Origin of the sequence: Viridibacillus sp. NPDC096237 (assembly GCF_050278625.1) — a bacterium.
In the GTDB taxonomy this organism is placed as follows: domain Bacteria; phylum Bacillota; class Bacilli; order Bacillales_A; family Planococcaceae; genus Viridibacillus.
Genome location: NZ_JBNNTI010000015.1, coordinates 41,330 through 61,401, shown reverse-complemented (window position 1 = coordinate 61,401; position 20,072 = coordinate 41,330). Strand labels below are relative to the sequence as shown.

Sequence of the window (20,072 nt, the reverse complement as noted above, 5' to 3'; positions counted from 1 at the left end):
TACCTCTTAACTGACCGATAAATTGAGAGTCAAAATGTTAGAAAACAAAGAGGGGGTGCTGTTTAAAATCACAGCAACCCGCCATTAACAAAAAAACATTTTTAAAATTGAATTACTCATTCACTCTTCTAACTGGTTCTATATGAGTAGGCTTGGCAGTACCCTGTTTCGACATAACCGCCTTAAAATCTTCCTTTCTTAAACTTAGCGAAAATAATAGAGCTATTATGAGGAAAACTGCCGAACCGAAAAGAGCGATTTGATAGGATGCCAAATTAAAAGATTCTCCACCAGTTGTTCCCACTGACCCAGTGCCCACCGCCCCCAAAATGCTAGCTAATATGGCTACACCTATGGCAGAGCCAATTCTGTTTTGAACATTGAACAATGTAGTTGCCCTCCCCATAGAAGCAGAAGTGATATTAGTAAAAGTTGAAAACTGTACTGCAACCACAGTATGTCCCAAGCATATGCCTACGCTAAACAATAGGACCCGAAGGAACCAAGAATTCGCTGTCGGACCAACAATGCTTATCAGTGAAAAAATCATAGCGGTCAACAGTAGTCCTATCCAAATCACCTGGTGTATGCCAAGTTTCTTGGAAGTCCAAGGCATCATTCTAGATGCAACCATTAAACCCAGTGCCTCTGGAAAAGTAGCAAGTCCACTTTCTAAAGCTGTGGAATTCGTTGCATTTTGATACATTAATGGGAACACAAAGAGCAACCCCAATAAACCGGCCATTGAAAATAATGAAATGATGCCTAATGTCCGAAACAGTCGATCGGATAATAAACGCAAATCGAGCATTGGTTTATTCACACGCAACTCAATTAGAACAAACGAACAAACAAATACGAAACCTACAAATCCTGTATACATGATGATAGGGGAACCCCATCCTTTAGATGGCCCTATACTCAGTGCATACATCAACATAGAAAATCCTGCTGCCGATAGCAAGAAGCCTGGGAGGTCCAACCTACCAGTGGCGGGCTCCTTATGTTCCTTTAAAAACAGTAAGCCGAATAACAAGACGATAATTCCGGAAGGGACATTTATAAAAAACGCCCAGCGCCATGTTAGTTGTTCCGCAAAGAATCCGCCAACGATCGGACCAATGGCTGGTGCGAAGGCAATGGGAAGCACAAGGGACCTGGATACCTTAGGTCGTTCTTCTGGAGAGAACGTTCTAAATAAAATGGCCATGCCAACTGGTGCCAGGACACCGCCTCCTGCCCCCTGCAAAACCCGGAACAAGTTCAAAGTTTGAAGGTTATTAGCGAATCCGCATAAAAGGGAGGCGGCCGTGAAGACTCCTAAGGCCACCAAGAAGATTTTCTTGGTCCCAAAACGATCACCAAGCCAACCAGCTACAGGGAGGAATACTGCCAGACTTACTAAGTATCCGACGTTAATGCCACTCGTTGACGAGGGCTCGATATTAAATTCCTTACTGATCGTTGGCAAGATTACATTGACGATCGTCCCGTCCATTGAAACCATGAACATCGCTGCGATATAAACGATGCTCACTACTAATTTAGGGTCAAGCTGTATCCTTGCTTTCACTTTGTTCCGTCACTGCTTGCAACTAATTTTAAGCTTTTGGGCTGCAAATCTGTCCAGTTCTTGTTAATGTACTCCAAGCAATCCTGCCGGCTTTCCTCCCGGTATATGACGGACCAGCCTTCTGGAATAACCAGAAAGGCGGGCCAAAGGGAATGCTGACCTTCTTCATTTATCAATACATTATAGATACCATTTTCATTCTCGAAAGGGTTGGTCATCTGTTATCTCCTCCTTCATAAAGCTTGCCTAACTTCTTCATATTAGAAAGTTTTTCAGCAATCACCTGGCCAATTTCAGCAAGCGGTCCTGGTTGACACATATCCTTATGCCGACAATCGATATTATGCTGTTCAATTTCCCCATGGATGAATGGGTTCCATGTTTCTGGGTGAATAGGATCAAACCAGTCCGGAATGATCGTCGATCTAAAGAACATCACATCCCCTTTAAAGGTCTTTGGTTTATACTCACTCATGATCCGAACTGAATTCACATATGTTTCTTTTAGGTTCAGGATTGTTTCTTCTTCTAAACTAGCTAATGCACTTCCGTCCCGACGCAGTATTTCTATAGCACTGGCATTATCCAACGGCTGGTCTCCTAAACTATCAGGATCATATCCACCCAATGCAAGCAGTGCGATTAAAGCTTCCTCATCATCCGGACCTTCGTTTATGGGCAGGAAGTGACTTGGATATGCATCGAGGATTGCGACAAGGCGAACGTCCTCTCCCTCATTTTGCAGTTGGGTTGCCATTGCATGAACGACATTGCCTCCGAGAGACCATCCCAATAGATGGTAAGGCCCTTTTGGCTGGATCGTCCGTAAGTGAGCGATATAGTCCGCTGCCATTTCAATCAGCGTTTTCGGGAATTGCTCTTTCTGTGATATGCCTCGTGCTTGTAACCCATAGATTGGATAGTCAGGTCCTAACGCAGTCATCAACCCAGCGTAGCACCAGCTAAGTCCACCTGCTGGATGTACACAAAATAACGGAAGTTCTATCCCATTTTTCCTAAGCGGCAACAAGACATCCAAAGCACTTTGGCTTGTACCCATTTCAAGTCTCTCAGCGAGCCCCGCAACAGTCGGAGCCTCGAATAGGTTACCAATACTCAGCTCAACACCAAGCGCTTCACGGATTTTGCTCATCAGATGGACAGCTAGCAGCGAGTGACCACCTAGATCAAAGAATCCGTCATCTATTCCAACATGAGACAAATCGAGAACCTTCATAAAAAGGTCGCAAAGAATCTCCTCCTGTGGAGTTCTCGGACCGCGCCCCGATTCAATGGCACCGAATTCCGGCGCCGGCAATGCCTTGCGATCCAGCTTACCATTTGGTGTCAAAGGTAATTCTTCCATTTCAACAAAAGCGGAAGGGACCATGTAATCAGGAAGACCTTCAGCAACGAAGCGACGTACATGTGAAGAATCAATAGTTACATTCGAAGCAGGTACGACATATGCGACCAAACGCTTATCACCTGGGTTGTCTTCGCGAACCACTACCGCAACTTGTTCAATATCGGAATGTTGAGCAATCGATGCCTCGATTTCACCCAATTCAATACGGAATCCGCGTATTTTAATCTGATAATCGGCACGCCCCATATAATCCAAAGATCCATCCTCGCGCCACCGAGCCAAATCTCCAGTGCGGTACATCCTGTCACCTGATAAACTGAATGGGTTCGCGACAAAACGGTCCGCCGTCAAACCTGGGCGACCTAAATAACCACGGGCAAGACCAGGTCCGGAAACATAGAGCTCTCCTACTACCCCTGTTGGAACTGGCTGTAAGCTGGCATCTAACACATACACTCCTAGATCAGGTATCGCACGGCCAATGAGGCTATTTGCTTTTAGTGATGTAATATCCCGATTAAGCTCAAGATAGCTGACATGAACGGTTGTTTCCGTAATTCCATACATGTTGATTAGATATGGCGAATTCTCCGGATGACGGCTATACCAATCCTCCAAACGACTTAGTTCAAGTGCCTCTCCACCGTAGATCACGTAGCGTAATGCAAGTTCCTGACCTATTGCCGGCATTTCCCTATCCGCCTGCATTAATTGATAAAATGCTGATGGGGTCTGGTTTAGTACCGTAACACTTTCTTTTACAAGTAGTTGTAAAAATTCCTCCGGTGACCTGCTGATTGAATGAGGGACAACAACTAGCTTGCCTCCGTGAAGTAAAGCTCCCCAAATCTCCCAAACCGAAAAATCAAAAGCATAAGAGTGGAACATAGTCCACACATCTTCAGAATTGAATTGGTACCAATGTTCCGTAGATGCAAACAGTCTAATTACATTCTGATGGGGAACCACGACCCCTTTTGGTACACCGGTAGAACCGGAAGTATAAATAATATAAGCTGAATTTAAAGGTGATAATGGTTGAATTCGATCACTATCCATTGGATTGAATGAAGAATATTCTGCCAATTCTTCTATCGTACTATCTTCATCAAGTATGATTTGCCTGATATCTTGCATCTCGGGAAGCTTCGTAGCTACACTCGAGCTTGTTAGGACACAAGCTGGCAGAGCATCTTGAAGCATGAACGTTAATCTATCATTTGGATATTCAGGATCTAAAGGCACATATGCGGCTCCAGCCTTGAGTACAGCTAGCAATCCTACAACCATCTCCAATGATCTAGGCATGGCCAACGCGACGAATTGCTCCGGCCCTATTCCTTTAGCAATCAGCAGATGGGCAAGCTGATTCGCTTTTTTGTTTACCTCTTCATATGTCAATGAAGTGTCCCCATATACCAATGCAATATTGTGAGAATATTTTTTTACCTGTTCTTCAAATAGTGCAGGTATGCTCGTCTGCGCTATCCCCTCGGAGCTTCCATTCCAATCCACAAGAATTTTTTTGCGCTCTTCAGGTGCCAGTATGTCCAAAAGTCCAATATGCTGATCCGGTTCCGAAATGGCGCCGTTCAATAGCCTTAATAAACGATATATTAACATCTCGGCGGTCTCCCGCTTAAATAAATCTGTACTATATTCAAGGAATGCACTAATCCCATCCGGACTGCCATTTTCAGCATGCACTTCACGGAATTCCATGGTCAAATCGAATTTCGAAGCACCTACGCTATATAATTTCATGTTGGATTGAACCCCTGGAAGGTCCAATTTAGGATCAGGTGTATTTTGCAGCGCCAACATGATCTGGAATAATGGATGCCTAGCTCGGGACCGAACTGGATTCAATACTTCTACCAGACGCTCAAATGGCAAGTCCTGATGCTCATAAGCATGTAAATTGACCCTTCGTACCCTGTCAAGAAGCTCCCGGAAAGTAGGGTCACCGGATGTATCTGTCCGTAACACCAAGGTGTTGATGAACATCCCTACCAGGTCGCTTAAAGCATCATCACTTCGACCTGCTATCGGACTTCCGATTGGAATATCGTTACCGGCTCCAAGTCGAGTGAGGAGCGCAGTCAGACCGGATTGCAATACCATGAATAGGCTGACGCCATTTTCACGAGCCATATCCAATAAACGTTGATGCATTTCGGGATTTATCGAAAAGTCTATGGTATCTCCGCGATAACTGGATTCTAGGGGACGTGGAAAATCAGTAGACAATTCCAATTGGTCTGGCAGGTTGGCTAATGTCTCTTTCCAGTAATCCATTTGTTCATTGACTAAACTGGTTTCATCACTTTCGCTTCCTAAAAGATTTTCTTGCCAGAGCGCATAATCGGCATATTGTACAGGCAACGGAGGTAGGTTAGGGTCGACACCTTTACTTCGCGCCACATAAGCTGCGGTCAGATCGCGAGTAAGCGGTGTAAGGGACCATCCATCTCCTGCAATATGATGTAATAATAAAACCAATACATGCTTGTCAGGGGCCATTGTGAAAAGCTGGGCACAAATAGCCGGTTCTTTTGCAAGATTGAAACTATATCTCGTAGCGATAAAAATTTCTGCTTCAAGCTCAGCCTCGTAAATGTGCGATACCAATAATTCCACTTGCGCCTCGGAAGGATTTAGCACATATTGATGAGCTGTACCCGATGTAACGGGAAAGAGCGTACGTAAAGTTTCATGGCGCTCGACTACATCATTGATCGCAGCTTCGAGTGCCCCGGTATCAATTTCGCCAGACAATTCAACAACGAGCGGAATATTATACGTCGGGCTAGGTCCTTCAAGACTATGAAGGAACCATAATCGCCGCTGGGCAAAGGAAAGAGGTACCTGTTCCGGTCTATGTACCTTTTTAACAGGCAACCTCGCACTCCTCCCGTTAGAAAGCTGTTTGACAAGACCAGAAACGGTCGGTGTCTCAAACAGTTTACCAATGCCTATTTCAACTCCGAATGTATCTCTTATTCGCGCCATCAAAGTGGAGGCAAGAAGAGAGTGACCGCCTAAATTAAAGAAGCTATCATCGACTCCGACCCGTGAAAGACCAAGAACCTCAGCGAAAAGATCACTGACGATTTCCTCCTGCGGTGTTCTAGGAGCGCGATCAGAAACAAGTATAGTGAGATCAGGCGCGGGCAATTCCTTCCGGTTGAGCTTTCCATTTGGAGTCAATGGCAATTCTTCCATCTCAACGATAGCGGATGGGATCATGTATTCCGGCAAACCACTACCTACAAATTCTCGAATTTCTACAATATTTGCTGGTACATCTAAAGAAAGAACGATATAGGCAACAATGCGTTTATCCCCCGGCTGATCTTCGCGAACGATGACTGCAGCCTGTTCAATGTCAGGATGATGGATAAGCTTTGCTTCAATTTCTCCTAGTTCAATACGAAACCCTCGTATTTTAATTTGATGATCGGCCCTACTAATATAATCCAGTGTGCCATCGCCACGCCAACGAACAAGATCACCTGTTCGATACATGCGGCTACCCTTTGAACCATACGGATTAGCGACAAATCGCTCAGCAGTTAAATTCGGGCGACCTAAATATCCACGTGCCAGTCCTGCACCGGCAATATATAATTCCCCTACAGTCCCTTTAGGAACAGGCTTCAAAGCAGCATCCAGCACATAAACCTGTGTATTCCAAATGGGCTTGCCGATGGAGGGCATACCACCCTGATTCGGATCAACCGTAATGGATGAAGACCATATTGTCGTTTCCGTTGGTCCGTACAGATTCGTCACTTCACATCCTAATTGATGTAAAGCGTTGGTTAGACTGATTGATAGTGCCTCTCCTCCTATTAGCACTCTAAGATTCTTTATCACTTCAGGATAATTCGCTACAAGTGAATGCCAAAGCGTAGGTGTGGCCTGCATGATGCTTATATCATGTTGAACGATTATTTTAGACAAAGTCTTAGGGTCTTGAACCGTTTCCTTAGTAGCTATGACACAGCTTGCCCCATTCAGAAGCGGCATGAAAATTTCTAAACCGGATATATCAAAAGCAATGGTTGTAACTGCCAAGAGACGATCCCGATGATTTAAAGAAAATTTGCTTTGCATTGAAGAAAGGAAATTAATAAGGCTTGCTGATTGGATCACGACACCCTTTGGCTTCCCGGTAGAGCCTGACGTGTAAATCATATAAGCCGGGTTAAGTGGGGACATGGTTCCCCTTCTTTTTTCATCCTCCACATTTATATCTGGATGATCCCCCAGAGCAGTAATGGTCTCTTTCTCATCCAATACGATGCGCTCCGTTCCTTCGGTATCAGATAATTTAGAAGCAATTCTTTTACTAGTTATGATTGCTGCAGGCCTGGCATCATCAAGCATGAATTCGATTCGATCTGATGGATAATCTGGGTCGATAGGTAAATAGGCCGCTCCCGTTTTTAACACAGCCAACATGGAAATGACCATATCCACTGATCGCGTTAGAGCTATAGCCACGAATTTCTCTGGTCCCAACCCCTTTTCCAAAAGGTGGTGCGAGAGTCGATTAACTCGCTCGTTTAAATCCTTATAAGTAAGAATGGCATTTCCATCCATTACGGCTGTCAAATCAGGGGTTTTGGAAACTTGATCCTCGAACAATCTTGGTAAAAGCACAGATGGAAGCTCTTTTGCCGTTCGATTCCATTCAAGCAGGACTTGCTGGTGTTCCTCAGGTAAAAGAAGCTCAATTTCCCCAATCGATTGATTCTTCTCTGCAATCACGACCTTTTCAAGAAAACTCAAAAAACGCGAATGATGTGTAGCTAAATCTTCGATGCTATATACTTCGGGGTTTGCATCTAGATCGATCCTTAGCCCTTTTCCATCAGACTTGTCATAGATGTTGATCGACAAATCATCGACAGGACCGGTGGCTAGCTTATGTGTGATCGCCTTACTCCCTGAAAAATTGAGTCCATAATCAAAAGGCATGACATTAATTTGCGGTCCGAATAATCGCTGATTATCACCCAGCAATTTAAGGTCACGTCGCAATTCTTCATGTCGATAATTTTGATGGCGGCGGATGGCACGGACTTCCTTCGACACCTGCTTCACCAACTCTTTAAAACTCATCTCTGGCTGTACAGACAAACGCAGTGGCAACAGATTCATTACCATACTAGGGATATTCAAAGAGGAAGAACCCAAGCGGCCCATCATCGGTAAACTCAGGATGACCTCTTCCGAACCAGTTAAACGGTTCACATAAACGGCCGTTACTGCAATCACCACTTCATGCCAGCTTCCCGAATATATATGCGCATTCGCTTTTAAGGCTTGTGTAGCGGAAGTTGATAGATAACCCGTTTGACTAAGGAAGCCTTTAGAGGTCCTAGGTGCTCGATCAGCTAGGCTCATAACCTCCGGCTGATCTGCAAAACGTTCTTGCCAAAACTGGCGATCAATATCGAACTTTTCGGATTCCCGGTACGCCTTATCTTCCTCAAGAAGTAAACGTAAAGGAGAAAAAGCACCTTCGTCCAAACTTTGTCCTTTTTGAAGTGCCGTGTATAGTTTGGCTACTCGTTGTGATATAAGTGAAAATCCAAATGCATCCATGACAATATGGTGAATGCGTTGATACCAGAAAAAGCGGTCCGAATCCACCTTGAATAAGACCTGATTGAAGAGCGAGTCACTTTTCAAGTCAATTGGATAAGCCAAATCTTTTTTCATCCATTGTATAGCCTTCTCCTGAGAATTTCCCTCTCTACTCATATCTAAGAAGTTAAAAGGGAAATCAATTGATTCCCCACTGATTTGAAATGGTCCATTGTAATCCTCGCCAAAGCGGACATGTAAAAACTCCGCCTCCTTAACTGCCTGCCTCAGTGCCTGTTCAAAATGCTCTATATCAATCTGTCCAGCAATTTCTATGTATTCCCCTGTGTTATAAATCGGGTTATCTGGCTCCAACTGCTGAGCGAACCAGATACCGGATTGCGCGCCGGACAACGTCCAGCGCACATCTTGATCCTGAATATTAAGCACTCCGCCTTACCTCCTTCCTGTTTTTAGTTCAAGCTAACACCTTTTGTGAAGATAATAGTTCCCACCAGGCAGCGATCGTCGTTTTTTCAGCCATCTGCATGAAATTGATCTCTGCCCCTTTTCCCCTTAGGATTTCAACAAGGCTCATCATTCTTATCGAATCCATTCCTATATCCACTAGATTCTCGTTATCACCGATATCAGATGGTGATTCACCTAGAAGATCAGCGATTTGAATCCTTAGGCCATTCAATGTCAAACCATGATCATCATTTTCTTGTACGGCCCCCCCTGCTGATGCTTGTTCACCGCTATTCAATTGTTCCAGCAACCGGGATGTAGATATTGTGACAGCACAACGTTCAGCTGCATATTTAATCGCCATTTTATGTTCTTCTAATGAAAAGTCCGCTACTGCATCAGATACCAAAAATGGTTTTATATCCTGCATAAAGGCCTCACTTGCTGTCAGAAGACAGCCGATATGTGCATAGACCCCACAAATGATAAGCTGATTACGGCCTTGCTCCCTCATCATTTCGAGAAGTTTCGTCCGCTTAAATGCACTATAACGCCATTTAATAAGAACAATGTCATCCTCGCTTGGAGCAACCTCGTCAATGACTTTTGTTTGATTGATATCGTCATCAAGTCCTGGACCCCAAAAATCGGTAAGCAGTGCACGATCCTCAGGGTTTTGATTGCCTGGTTGTGCTGTATAAAAGACAGGGATACCCAAGTCCACACAACGACTTTTTATTGACTGTATATGCGATATCAGTTCCGTTATCGGTGATTCGGTTACTGTATAGTAATCAAGGAAGTATTGTTGCATGTCATGAACAAGAAGCACTGAACGCGACGGATCTACTTTCCACGAAACTTTATTTTTTGGTAACTCGGATTCTACAGGCATTGCATATGGTGTGATAGCAGGAATAGCCATCAAATCACTCCTTCTATTGTTTTTTATTTACTTCAGCGTAATTTGATTGTTCAGTTTATCTGATATAATTTGCCGCAACGCTTTTTTACTCACTTTACCTAAAGGCGTTTTTGGGAAGGAATCGGTAAACTCAATTCGATCAGGAATTTTAAAAGCGGCAAGTCCCCGCTCCTTCAAGAATTGTTTAAGTTCCTTTGCCGTAGGGGCCTTCTGGCGCGGTATCACAAAGGCGCATGATCTCTCCCCTAAATAATCATCGGACATGGAAACGATGGCTACATCATGTACCCCCCCATGTGCCAAGAGATGGTTTTCAACTTCCTCAGCGGCAATCTTTTCTCCGCCACGGTTGATTTGGTCCTTATCTCGACCCTCTACAACTATATAGCCAGTAGCGTTCATACTTACTAAATCACCTGTTCGGTAGAATCCATCAACCGTGAATGCCTTCGCATTATGCTCTTCGGCTTTGTAATAACCACGGATGGTGTAAGGGCCTCTCGTTAACAAATGCCCTACTTCGCCCTGCTCAACATCCCTGTCTTCCTCATCGACAATACGAATTTCATCATATTTCGACATCGGCCTACCTTGAGTATTGATGATTATCTCTTCAGGATCGTTTAATCTTGTATAGTTAACTAATCCTTCAGCCATGCCAAATACTTGTTGTAACTTACACCCAAAAGCGGGATATACCCGACGGGCAGCTTCCGCACTGAACTTCGCTCCGCCAACCTGTAGCACTTGGAGACTGGATAAATCATGGTCACGGCTGGATATGGTATCAAGCCATCTCAAGGCAAGGGGCGGTACAAGAGCAGTAATCGTCACACCTTGTTTTTCAATAAGCGGAAATGCTTCGTCAGGGCTAGGGCCTGGTGAAAGAACCACCCTGCCTCCCGCATAGAGCGTGCCAAGGACACCTGGCGAGCTCAGTGGAAAGTTATGGGCGATTGGCAACACGGCGAGATAAACACTATCCTTGTCTATTTGGCAAATTTCGGCGCTAACCCGCAAACTGTATATATAATCATCATGTGTTCTTGGGATCAGTTTTGATAGGCCTGTACTTCCTCCAGATAATTGAAGAAAGGCAATGTCACTTGAAGTCACTTGTGCTTCGCTTTTTTTTGGATCGATATATAAATCCGCCAAATTCACAAATTCCTCTGAATCACCCGTGACAATAACATTTAATTTTTCATTCTTATCTTTTGCACCTCTTGCTAGAGTACGGTGGTCGAAACCAGCGTGCTTATCAGGGATGATGTAGGCAACCGCCTCAGCGAACTCGCAAAAATAGTTAATTTCACTGCTTCGATGTGATGGAAGGGCAAACACTGGCAATGCACCTAATCTGAACAATGCAAAACATACTTCAAAGAACTCAATTACGTTGGGAAGCTGGATGACTACCCTGTCCATTTGCTTTATCCCCAGTTCCTGTAATCCTGTAGCCAAACGACTGGCCCTATTATCCAATTCAGCATAACTCATGTTTCTGTCTCCGCTTGTAATAGCGATTCGTTCCCCTTGTTTCTCGGCACGATCACGCAACATTCCCCCGAAGGTTTCCCCTTTCCAGCACCCCTCCCTTTTATATAAATCTGTATAATCCTTAGGCCACGAAGAACATCCTGTTAACATCCTTAATCCCCCTATACACTTTAGTTTAATGATTTTGCATCTATTCCCATTGCACGTAGCATCGTTTGAAATTTAGCCGATGTTTCCGCTAATTCCTCTTCTGGTTTCGATTCTGCAACGACCCCCGCTCCAGCGAATAAGCGAAGAGCCTGTTTCTCCACCTCCGCGCACCGAATGGTAACGATCCACTCGCCGTCTCCTTCTGCATTGCACCAGCCGACCATACCCGTGAAAAATCCACGATCGAACGGTTCGATTTCATGAATGGCTTCTCGGGCCAATTCAGAGGGTGAGCCACAAACAGCAGGAGTCGGATGAAGCGCGATTGCTAGCTCCAACGAGGAAGTTGCTGGATCTTTAAGCTCTCCTGTTACTTCTGTAGAAAGGTGCCACATGGTTTCGGTATGTATCACTGATGGTTTTTCTGGCACATCTATCTTTTTGAAAAATGGTCGTAGAGCTTCTGTTACGGCCTGGACGACAACAGCATGCTCATGTAAATCCTTAGTGGAGGAGAGTAACTCGTCCGCCCGTCTCTTATCCTCGATTGGATCATTACTCCTTGGCCTTGAGCCTGCCAAAGGGTTTGCCACCACCTGTAATCCCGTTCTTGAAACAAGCAATTCAGGGCTAGCCCCAATTAGGGTTTTCGAGATTTGGAAATCCGCTTTTTCCGTTTCTGGCTGAGGTAAATCCACGGCAAAGGTATAACCATTCTTATTGTGTTGTGCCAAATTTTGAAGTAGCCGATTGATATTCACCGTTTCTGATGAAGTGAGGTGCAAGGATCTTGATAGTACAATTTTATCAAGATGGCCGCTTTTAATATGAGTAAGTCCTCGTTCCACACCCGCCTTATATTGAGAAGGCTCCGGTACCGATTTTATTTCATATATAGGCTTCTCCGTTTTCGCAGGTTGGCCGTTGCATGTGTCTTGCATAGGGACTGATGTCCGTATATTTGCCGGTACAATGAGTTGGACATCCTTTCTATAATCGAAGGGTACGGCACCCGTTACCATTGGATCGGCATGCCCTTGCTCTTTTGCAGTTTTTAATACAGCCGCCACCCGTGCTGCAAGGCTTTTCATTTGATTACGGTCTTCCTTATCACTTAGAACTGTCAGAAAGGAACCTTTTCCAAGTAATGTTTGAGAAGGCGTCGCTAGGAAAAAGTCACCAACCTTATAATCGTCCAACAGCTGTTTTTCCAATTCAGTTGAATACTCTTTAATTTTCATCATATTTTAAAACCCTCCAATTCGCGTAATGTTCCTACTCACAATGAATGCTCCGTGTCATGCACCTAAAGTTGCCCCGCCATCCACACATAAATTACTCATCGTAATATGGTTCGACTGATTGGATATGAAAAATAGAATGGCATCGACTATATCAGAAGGCATGGCTATTTTATTCAGTGGTATCCCTACTTTGAATGTCTCAGGCATCCCATTTATAACTGCTTGTGCGCCATTTTCTTCGTTCCACATCGACCATTGCATCTCAGTATCAGTAGATCCAGGCGAGACAATGTTACAGCGAATATTATATTGGGCCAATTCCAACCCTAAACACTTAGTGAACATGACGGCAGCTGCCTTGGATGCTGCATACGCAGCCAATGAAATTCTTGGGACACTTGCTGCATTGGATCCCACCGTGACAATCGAACCACTTTTTCTAGTTATCATGTATGTGCTCGCTGAACGGGAGACATTAAAAACACCAGTGGAATTGACGGCAAAGGTCTTTGCCCAATCTTGGTCACTAAATGATTCGATCATTCCTGTGCAAAGCACCCCAGCTACATTGACCAGCGTCTCTATTGGACCAATATCACGTTCAATTTCATCAACTATGCCAACGATTGCAAGACTATCACTTACATCCGCCGTAAAGGCATATACGTCCAAACCTTGTGACTTCAATTCATTTACGTGGCCATTTAATTTTTCGGCATTATAATCAATTGCCGCCACCACCATACCCAGCTTCGCTAAAGCCTGGACGACTGCGGCGCCGATACCTTGGGCACCTCCCGTTACAAGTGCAACTTTCCCACTACATTCCAAAAAGTCCACCATGACACTCCCTTTCCTAATCCAAGATTTCAATGTATAGTAGCCCAATTACCATCCCCCTGATAGACGGGAGATACATGGCTTAATTCATTAACTATTGCTGTAAAATACAAGATTCTAAATAATAATGATAATCATTATCAGTTGGAATATACAGGTAATGATATATATTAAAAAGTTAATGGTCAAGTACCATTCGGTAATTTACTAAGAAAGTCCTATTACTTTCGGTGCGCATTTCCCTTCAATGAAAAACTCAAGGTAATAAGACCCTGTTAATTAAAGGCGGCTAAACAGAAAGGTGCCCTTCCCATTCTAACTCCTTGAATTGAACGTTTATTCCGCAATCGGCTATCGATAAATGTGGTGATAACTCCAATGCATTTTCATTCATGCCGCTTTTATGGATGCCTTATTGCTCCACTACTCCTAGCAATAAGGAAATATCCCCATTCCCTGATTCAATCGTGAAAGAAACCTCTCCTCCTCCTCGTGGAACCAATTTTTGTTCCAATGATATGAAGGGCTTCCAGCTATGTAATTTTGGAATGCATATGGATTTTTATATTGAACATATAAAGCGAAAGGAAAGCCAACGGAATGCACGAAAAGGGTTTAGCTACTATAATCGATCTTGAATCTTTCATCTATTCCGTTTTTAAATCATTTTCTATAAATTTCAAGAAGTTGTAAGAATAGGCATAGAGAATGTAAACCCGGCATTCTTTTTAAACCAAAGTTTTGGTCTGAAGGCTAAAAGAATACCTGAAATTTCCTATTATTATTAAGAGGTGAGGTGAGGAGAAAATAAATTTAGGAGATGGTGACAATCTTTTTGATAAACTGCAAAAGTGAACATACCTTTAAAAATTATATTCTCAAAACAAAAAAACGATTAATACTCAAATATGAGATAATCGTTTTTATAAATGACGATGAAATATTTTCATTTATTATTTTAGGGATTCTAATGAAACATTATATTTTGCGAGGTGTTTCTTCTAAGTTTTTTAAATACTTCTCAGAATTATTTTTATTTGCATTATACGTGTTCATGTAAAATTCATCTTGTTTACCTGCATAGGATTTTCAAGCTTTTATATACACCCTTTTGATATCCGATGTAAGCCCGCCAACACTACAGAAAGAATGGAAAAAATGTCTTGTTTTTTTAGTTTCCTCATGAGCATCAGTTGAAATAATTATGCCATCTTGTAAATAATGCAGAACATTTTTAGTCTTAGCAAGTTGCTGCCCCTCGTTAATATATCGCGCTTTCTCTAATTTTGAGACATCCTTACCATATGGCATCATTTCAACTAATTTTTCTGAATTCACTTCACCTGTACATCTTGGTATAAATATATATGCTAAATGCTTTAATTGTGAACATACATTTACTAATTCAATTGGATTTCCGACATTTTTTAATTCGTTCATCACAAACCGTAGCCCAACCTGTTCATGTGCACTATCGGCAATCCAAATACAATACTAGCGGTAACCAAAAAAATAATTGTGGCTATTGGTAGCAACTTGTCTTTCAATTTTTTCATTTCTTTCAATATTAATGGACATTATATCTTTTTTCGCCATTCCTACAATGCCTTTATAGTAACTTTTCATTTAATCTTTATCAATTATGCATGTTTTTCGCACTAATGTTGACACTAAGTCCATTCTTTCTATGTTTGGAGTGATGAACATTATGATTGATTGGGCAACCACACAATTCAACAGCTCTATTATGTCAGTTTCAATAGGTGTCGGTTTATTATTAATTATTCGATTTATGAAGCATTTAAAGAAATCAAAAATAGGCCAATTAGAAGGTTGGTCCATAGGGTTTGCAATGCCTGGTTTTATCTTAACAATAACCGGAACACATATGTCTTTAAATAAGCCATTATCTAAAATAGATTTTCCGTATAATCAAATAATCTTTAGCGAGCTGTCATTAGCTTTTGGTGTTTTATTGTTAGCAGTAGCAATTCTTCTATGGCGAAAAGCTACTATTTTTGAGAAGCGTAACATCGATTATATAGATACGATTACTATTTCAAGAATTTTAATGAAAGAAGCCCCAATATTGCTAAAGCCATTGTCCTATTTTACTTTTGCTATAGGATTAGCGCTTTTATCGATTTCTATGGCAAGTATCCGTCTTCACTTATTTTCAGCATCTACTGAAGAACCAATTTATAGCGCTTTGGCAAAATACCCTTTAGTAGAGGGGCTATTTCTATCCGGCTTATACGCACTTACAGGGATTGGCGCTATTTTGTTACCTTTTACTTTGAAGAAATATGCTAATTCAAGCAAATTCAAACTAATGATAACCTGTTGGAACATCGCAGGAATTGCCTTTATTTTATATGGCGTAATGAATTATTTTACTCATATCGGCCTAGTTGTCCATACATTGGGTAACTAAAAAAACGTAATAGATATAATATCTATTACGTCGTTTTTATTTATGCTCCTACAAAGAGGACACATTGACTGATCGCAATGAAAAACGCTGGATTTTGAATTGGTGAATTCTCTTCAATTTCTAGCTCTATTAAGAACTCATCACCTGCTGTCGCTTTCCAACGGGCTATTTCAACACCATCAACTGCAAAGCGGGACCAGTCTTCCATTTCCTTATGTATCATCATTTTCATTTGCCCATCTGTGATAACAAGGTCTGGAATCAATTCTTTCCAACCGTCGTAGGCGAGCATATATTTCTTCTGCTGTTTTATATCTTTTGCTTCATAAAAAATTTTCCCTTTACGAGTTACTTTTTTACAAGTGAAAAGTGGCTCGTCATGCATATCAAAAATGTCATATCGTAAAAAATACCGATAATCCATTACTTTATCCAGTATGCGCTTTAAACCATTTGAATAGTGGCGCTGAAATGTGAATATAGCTTGACCTGACTCATCTGATACCGTAATCTTCGGAGTTGTTTCAATTGAATTTGGGTGTAAATAAGTATATCTTAGCATCATTTGCTCCTTTAAATCTAAACGTTTCATATATAAACTATAGCATTTTCATAGTGTGAATGCACTTTCTCTTACGATGCGACCTTAATGAAGCAAAACTATATCTTCCATTTAAACTCCTAAATTTATTCATTAATTGAACTATTTAGTACACATTTACTCTTCCGCTATATCTTGCTCTTGCTTTACTCTTAAACGATAAACATAAAGTGTTGGGATGAGACTACAAATAAATAACACTCCAGCTATTATTACACCATCTTTCCAGTTACTATTTGGTGTAGTGACTGTTAAATACGCAACTGCTATTACAATTGCAGTTATTACTAATAAACTAACCATTAAAGATTTCTTTGGATTTTTCCTTACTTTTTCATGTTCTACACTAACACTCATCGACAAATAACCAATTACGGCTGACGTAATAATTAATACATGCCAAAGTGGGTTCTCACGCATTTCATCAAACCCATTTTGCACAAGCTCATATGCAAGAATACTCAAAATCCCAATCGTTTGGACAGTAAAAGCAATCTTTATATGCTGTAGATTTCTTAAGATAAGCCTTTCATCTGTAATTTTTTTCATTCAAAGTCCTCCTTATTCACCCAAAATATTTCATCTAACTTTGCATTGACGACATAGCAAATTTGCAAACATAGCTTTAAAGACGGATTATATTTGCCTTTTTCAATGAGACTGACAGTTTGCCTTGTAATCCCGACCGCATCGGCAAGTTCTTGTTGAGTCAAATCAGCTTTTACACGAGCAACTTTCACGAGATTTTTCATTTATGTACCTCCACCTATAATGTAACATATATATTCCGTTTTGCAAATTATATATTACATAATCACTAAAAAATCCTCCATCTCGAAAGACTGGAGGATTTCCATAATTTTTTGATAAATATTTAATTACTAGATTAGCCCCTTACTTGCCCATCTCCATATACAAAATACTTACTCGAAGTCATTGCTTGTAACCCCATTGGTCCTCTTGCATGCAGCTTTTGTGTACTAATACCGATTTCTGCACCGTAGCCGAATTCAAAGCCGTCTGTGAAGCGAGTAGACGCATTATGATAAACTGCTGCTGCATCAATACCGTTTAAGAATAGTGCAGCTACAGTTGCATCCTCTGTTAAGATGGCTTCTGAATGATTAGTACCATATATATTAATATGTTCGATTGCTTCAACAACATCTGAAACGACTTTTACACTAACTATTAATGCCAAATATTCTGTTGCCCAGTCCTCTACAGTAGCAAGTTTTGCACCAGAAAATGCATTACAAACAGTATCATCTCCAATAATCTCAACGTCATGTGCCGCTAACGCTTCTAATAATGCCACTCCATGCTCCTCAAACCATTTTTCATTGATTAAAATACTTTCGGTTGCATTACATACAGATGGACGATGCGTTTTTCCGTTAATGACAATACTTGTTGCCATTTCTGGTTTTGCTGATGCATCAATATAAATATGACAATTTCCTGCACCTGTTTCTAAAACGGGGACCGTCGCCTCACTAACAACTGTATCGATTAATGCTTTCCCACCACGGGGAATTAGTACATCTAAATATTCTTTCAGATGGAATAGTTCTTTTGCTGTTTCACGATTCGTATCTTCGATTAACTGTACTGCATCTACTGGTAATGTTGTTTGTTCAAGTGCCTTATGCATAGATGCAACTAACGCTATATTCGAAAATTTTGCTGATGAACTGCCACGTAAAAGTACTGCATTTCCTGTCTTTAATGATAGCGTCGCTGCATCTACTGTAACATTTGGCCTTGCTTCATAAATCATACCAATCACGCCAAGAGGCACTCTTTTTTTCTTAATATGCAGACCATTTTCTTTTTGAATATCTTCTAAAACTTCTCCAATAGGATCATATAGATCTACTAATAATAGAATTGCATCAGACATATCTTGAATGCGTTTGTCATTTAAGAATATACGGTCAAGTACCGATTCTGATAAACCTTTTTCTCTACCTGCTACAATATCTTTGGTGTTTTCTTCAACTAAAATATCTTTGTCTATCAGTAATTGTTCAGCAATTTTTTGTAATGCTACATTTTTCTCTTGAGTTGTTTTACTGTTCATATGGTAGCTTGCGATTTTCACTAACTTACCTTTAGTTTTTACTTCGCTCATTATGTTACCTCCACTTAGTTATGCTTTTACCCATTTATCACGATGAATGACTTCAATATTTGATACAACTAGTTCGTTTGTACGTTTCCCCATCGCTTGCTGTAATTCAGCTGCAGAATAGAGTACTTCCCCTCTTCCAATGACGCCATTTTTTCCGTATACTTCAACAACATCGCCAGTTTGGAAATCGCCTTCCACTTTGTAGACACCTGCTGGCAGTAAGCTACTACCTTTTGAGATCAGTGCTTTCTCCGCACCTTCGTCCACAAAAACTTTTCCTGAAACTGATGAAAATAATGAAATCCATTGCTTATTATTGTTTAGTACAGATATTTCATCTTTCTCTATATACGTTCCGTCTCCTGTGCCGTCCATAACTTGTAATAATTTACGCTCACCTTTGCCGTTACCGATAAATACTTTTACGCCTAATTCATATGCTGTTTTTGCTGCCATTAATTTTGATTCCATTCCACCCGTCCCTACTTTTGAACCTGTGTCGCTAGTGAATGACAACATTTCTTCCGTTACTTCAGTTAAAAAGTCAATACGTTTTGCATTAGGATTTTTTAATGGATTAGCATCATATAAACCATTGATATCCGTTAAAATAATTAACTGATCAGCATGCACCAATCCACTTACTAATGCTGATAGCATGTCATTATCACCAAAAGTCAGTTCTTTTACTGATACCGTATCGTTTTCATTGATAATTGGTAATACGGAACGATCCAATAATTCTGACAATGTAGAATAGGCATTTTTATAGCGATGTTTGCTTGAGAAATCCGTTCTAGTTAATAAAATCTGAGCCGTTACAATATTATGTTTACTTAATTGCTCTGTATAGGATTGAACTAATAAGCTCTGACCAACCGCAGCAGCTGCTTGCTTCCCTTTTAAAGTAACGGGTCTTGAAGAGTAACCCAGCTTACGGAAACCACATGCAACAGCTCCCGAAGAAACTAATACAACTTCATGTCCTGCTTTACGCAATGTTGCAATTGCATTTATATGATCTTGAAACTTTACTTGATCTATCTCACCCTTTGCATTCGTCAAAGAGCTACTACCTATTTTCACGACAATACGCTTTTTTTCCATCATTACTGCCTCCAATACACATAAAAAACCCTTTTCGCCCTCGAATATATCAAGGACGAAAAGGGTTACTTCTCGTGGTACCACCTTAGTTGAATGCAATAAATGCATCCCACTCAACCTCATAAC

14 protein-coding genes and 1 other annotated feature (1 of these 15 cut by a window edge) are annotated in these 20,072 nt (G+C 41.4%); of the genes, 1 reads left to right on the top strand and 13 read right to left on the bottom strand.

Features of this window, described 5'->3' with window-relative positions; translation table 11 throughout:
* Positions 1-112 precede the first annotated feature (112 nt).
* The 8 genes from ACQKMD_RS10500 to ACQKMD_RS10465 form a co-directional block, all read right to left on the bottom strand.
* The gene (locus tag ACQKMD_RS10500) at positions 113-1,573 is read right to left on the bottom strand and encodes a DHA2 family efflux MFS transporter permease subunit (protein ID WP_427751792.1); all 1,461 of its coding nucleotides are present in this window, start codon (positions 1,571-1,573) and stop codon (positions 113-115) included.
* Entirely contained in the window at positions 1,570-1,791 is a 222-nt protein-coding gene (locus tag ACQKMD_RS10495; protein WP_427751790.1) for an MbtH family protein, read from the bottom strand. Before ACQKMD_RS10495 ends, ACQKMD_RS10500 begins: the two co-directional genes overlap by 4 nt.
* Positions 1,788-8,990, bottom strand: coding sequence for an amino acid adenylation domain-containing protein (locus ACQKMD_RS10490; protein WP_427751789.1), 7,203 nt, complete (start codon positions 8,988-8,990; stop codon positions 1,788-1,790). Before ACQKMD_RS10490 ends, ACQKMD_RS10495 begins: the two co-directional genes overlap by 4 nt.
* A gap of 28 nt (positions 8,991-9,018) precedes the next feature.
* Positions 9,019-9,936 carry an isochorismatase family protein gene (locus ACQKMD_RS10485; protein WP_427751788.1) on the bottom strand — a complete coding sequence of 306 codons (918 nt, stop codon included), beginning with the start codon at positions 9,934-9,936 and terminating at the stop codon, positions 9,019-9,021.
* 27 nt (positions 9,937-9,963) lie between these two features.
* Entirely contained in the window at positions 9,964-11,586 is a 1,623-nt protein-coding gene (locus tag ACQKMD_RS10480; protein ID WP_427751786.1) for a (2,3-dihydroxybenzoyl)adenylate synthase, read from the bottom strand.
* Between the two features lie 20 nt (positions 11,587-11,606).
* On the bottom strand, positions 11,607-12,830 hold the full coding sequence (gene dhbC / locus ACQKMD_RS10475) for an isochorismate synthase DhbC (RefSeq protein ID WP_427751784.1): 1,224 nt from the start codon (positions 12,828-12,830) through the stop codon (positions 11,607-11,609).
* A 54-nt stretch (positions 12,831-12,884) separates the two neighbouring features.
* Positions 12,885-13,670, bottom strand: a complete 786-nt coding sequence (locus tag ACQKMD_RS10470) for a 2,3-dihydro-2,3-dihydroxybenzoate dehydrogenase (RefSeq protein ID WP_427751840.1) — start codon at positions 13,668-13,670, stop codon at positions 12,885-12,887.
* A 1,089-nt stretch (positions 13,671-14,759) separates the two neighbouring features.
* Positions 14,760-15,152, bottom strand: coding sequence for a hypothetical protein (locus ACQKMD_RS10465; protein ID WP_427751839.1), 393 nt, complete (start codon positions 15,150-15,152; stop codon positions 14,760-14,762).
* A 226-nt stretch (positions 15,153-15,378) separates the two neighbouring features.
* On the opposite strand from ACQKMD_RS10465, the gene ACQKMD_RS10460 reads away from it, so the two are divergent.
* On the top strand, positions 15,379-16,104 hold the full coding sequence (locus ACQKMD_RS10460) for a DUF981 family protein (RefSeq protein ID WP_427751783.1): 726 nt from the start codon (positions 15,379-15,381) through the stop codon (positions 16,102-16,104).
* A gap of 40 nt (positions 16,105-16,144) precedes the next feature.
* Here the strand turns inward: ACQKMD_RS10460 and ACQKMD_RS10455 are convergent, their stop codons facing one another.
* The 5 genes from ACQKMD_RS10455 to proB all read right to left on the bottom strand — a co-directional run bounded on the left by ACQKMD_RS10455 (position 16,145) and on the right by proB (position 19,946).
* A complete protein-coding gene (locus tag ACQKMD_RS10455) occupies positions 16,145-16,669 on the bottom strand; it encodes a tubby C-terminal domain-like protein (protein ID WP_427751782.1) in 525 nt (174 codons plus the stop codon).
* 153 nt (positions 16,670-16,822) lie between these two features.
* A complete protein-coding gene (locus tag ACQKMD_RS10450) occupies positions 16,823-17,254 on the bottom strand; it encodes a hypothetical protein (protein ID WP_427751780.1) in 432 nt (143 codons plus the stop codon).
* Positions 17,251-17,457, bottom strand: coding sequence for a helix-turn-helix transcriptional regulator (locus ACQKMD_RS10445; protein ID WP_427751778.1), 207 nt, complete (start codon positions 17,455-17,457; stop codon positions 17,251-17,253). Before ACQKMD_RS10445 ends, ACQKMD_RS10450 begins: the two co-directional genes overlap by 4 nt.
* 134 nt (positions 17,458-17,591) lie before the next feature.
* The gene (locus ACQKMD_RS10440; RefSeq protein ID WP_427751776.1) at positions 17,592-18,839 is read right to left on the bottom strand and encodes a glutamate-5-semialdehyde dehydrogenase; all 1,248 of its coding nucleotides are present in this window, start codon (positions 18,837-18,839) and stop codon (positions 17,592-17,594) included.
* Positions 18,840-18,857: 18 nt separating this feature from the next.
* The gene (gene proB / locus ACQKMD_RS10435) at positions 18,858-19,946 is read right to left on the bottom strand and encodes a glutamate 5-kinase (protein ID WP_427751838.1); all 1,089 of its coding nucleotides are present in this window, start codon (positions 19,944-19,946) and stop codon (positions 18,858-18,860) included.
* Between the two features lie 48 nt (positions 19,947-19,994).
* Positions 19,995-20,072, bottom strand: a binding site (T-box leader) (it continues 138 nt past the right edge of the window).